The organism is Kaistella sp. (genome assembly GCF_032060305.1).
GTDB classification, from domain to species: domain Bacteria; phylum Bacteroidota; class Bacteroidia; order Flavobacteriales; family Weeksellaceae; genus Kaistella; species Kaistella yananensis.
In genome coordinates this window covers 6,562-8,636 of sequence record NZ_DAMBHK010000070.1, presented here as the reverse complement: position 1 = coordinate 8,636, position 2,075 = coordinate 6,562, and the positions used below count along the sequence as shown (strand labels likewise).

General features: G+C 38.7%; 2 protein-coding genes and 1 pseudogene. 1 reads left to right on the top strand and 2 read right to left on the bottom strand.

Going from position 1 to position 2,075, the window contains the following annotated elements; genetic code table 11:
• Together V5N63_RS09610 and V5N63_RS09605 are read right to left on the bottom strand one after the other, a co-directional pair.
• A partial coding sequence (locus V5N63_RS09610) for an exonuclease domain-containing protein (protein ID WP_332033771.1) occupies positions 1-746 on the bottom strand: 746 nt, incomplete at its 3' end.
• Between the two features lie 51 nt (positions 747-797).
• The gene (locus V5N63_RS09605) at positions 798-1,511 is read right to left on the bottom strand and encodes a CDP-alcohol phosphatidyltransferase family protein (RefSeq protein ID WP_332033770.1); all 714 of its coding nucleotides are present in this window, start codon (positions 1,509-1,511) and stop codon (positions 798-800) included.
• 114 nt (positions 1,512-1,625) lie between these two features.
• Between V5N63_RS09605 and V5N63_RS09600 the strand changes: the two are divergent.
• Positions 1,626-2,075: pseudogene (locus tag V5N63_RS09600) on the top strand (LTA synthase family protein); the annotation flags it as partial.

The following is a 2,075-nucleotide window of genomic DNA, read 5'->3' as shown; positions in this document are numbered from 1 at the left end:
TGAATTCCCGTTAGGACTTTTTTTGTATACAGAGGAAAATCCGCATTCTGAATCCAGCCGTAATAGCCCAAATCTTTTTGGAATACATCTTTCACCCTTTGTCCTTTATATTTCCCGAAACTGAAAACCTCTTTTCCATCTTCATCGAACGCGATAAAACCTGCCAAATCTGCAAATTTATGGTGTGATGAAAATTCACTTAACGCCGCGATTTCATTCGGTAAATCTTCATAATGACCCACCTGCGCGTCGAGAACTTCAAATGTCGCCAACACATCAGCTTCCGCAGAATGCGCGTTTTCGAGGTCTTTTTTGCAGTAGAATTTGTAAGCTGCAGTTAAATTTCGGGGTTCCATTTTGTGGAAAATGGTTTGTGCATCAACAAGTTTGAATTTATTCAAATCGAAATCGATTCCCGCTCTTAAAAGTTCTTCTGCCAGAAGCGGGACATCAAAACGGTTGGAATTGAACCCGCCCAAATCGGTTCCTGCAATCATTTCCATCACTTTCGATGCAATTTCACTGAACTTCGGAGCGTTTTTCACGTCCTCATCGCTTATTCCGTGTACCGCTGTAGATTCTTTCGGGATATACATTTCCGGATTTACAAGCCAGGTTCTGCTTTCACGCGATGCGTCGGGATTTACTTTCAGGATGCTTATTTCAACAATGCGGTCTTTTGCAACGTTGGTTCCCGTCGTTTCAAGATCGAAGACACAAAGCGGTTTATAAAGTTTTAAATTCATGATATTATTTTAAATAAGATAAGGTGGGCAGAAGATTTCGTTCTTCAGAGTTTAACGTAGTTGTTTCTGAAAAACCAGCGAAATCAACATATAATAGATGATGACCAAAGGAATTCCGACTGTTTTAAAAATGATAAGAATCAGAACCGAGCCGATTAACAGAGCAATTTTTGGGTAATTATCTTCCAGTTTCCTCGATTTGAATTTCATGGCAATCATTTTAATGGGCGAAACCAGAAGCCACGAAGAAATCACTGTGAAAAGAATCAGAAGAGGCGGATTTTCAAACAGAAACGAGAAACTTCCGGATTCCAGAAAAGCATAGTACAGTCCGAAAATCAGAATCGTATTTGATGGTGTGTTTAAACCTTTAAAATAATAAGTCTGTTCTTCATCAAGATTAAAAATTGCCAGTCTTAAACAGGAAAATAAAGTAATAAAAAGGGCAAGATATTTTATTTCAAACGGTAAATCGGTTCCCAAAAACTGGTTTCCGAAAGGTTCTAAAGATTTATAGATAACAAGTCCGGGCAGCAGGCCAAAACTCACCATATCGGCAAGCGAATCGAGTTGTGCGCCGAGATTGGAGTTCGATTTCAGGGCTCTTGCGATAAATCCATCGAAGAAATCCAGAACCAGAGAAATGATGATGCAGAGGGCAGTAATCTGGTAATTGCCCGCCAGCAAATGGATGACGCCAATACTGCCCGAAAATAAATTCGCCAGCGTAAATGCATTTGCCAAATTGTTTTTGATAAAATTCATAAGAGCAAAAGTAAGGTTTTTATTAAAATTTTGCCGCCCGGCGAGCCAAATAAACTTAATCCTAACGAAATATGAATTTAATGTAAATTTGCAGCATTGTTTTTTAAAATTAGAATGAAGGAATTTAGATTGCAGGAAATCGGCGTGCTTTTTTACAGGATTTTTCTGGCTTTTGTTTTTTATCAGGTTGCAAGGTTATTGTTTTGGTTCTTTAATAAAAATTTAATCCGCATCGATTCGGTTTCAGATTATTTCAATATTGCATATCACGGAACCGCGTTTGATACCACCGCGATCCTGTATGTGAATTCGCTTTTTATTCTGCTGAGTTTGCTGCCTTTGGTCATTAATACGAAAGAATATTACCAGAGATTCCTGTTCTGGCTTTATTTCATCACCAACGGAATTGCGTATGGAATGAATTTCGGGGATTTTGTGTACTACAAATTCTCGCAGGCAAGGCTTACAATGGCCGCTATGCACGTGGCTCAGCATGAAAAGAATATTGCCAAGGTGTTTTTGGTTTCTGTGGTTGAGCATCCGTTTGTGATTTTATGGTTTATT

What these genes read in the sequence shown, in the direction of transcription:
- V5N63_RS09605 (WP_332033770.1), bottom strand. Translation starts at nt 1,511, where the DNA reads ATGAATTTTATCAAAAACAATTTGGCAAATGCATTTACGCTGGCGAAT.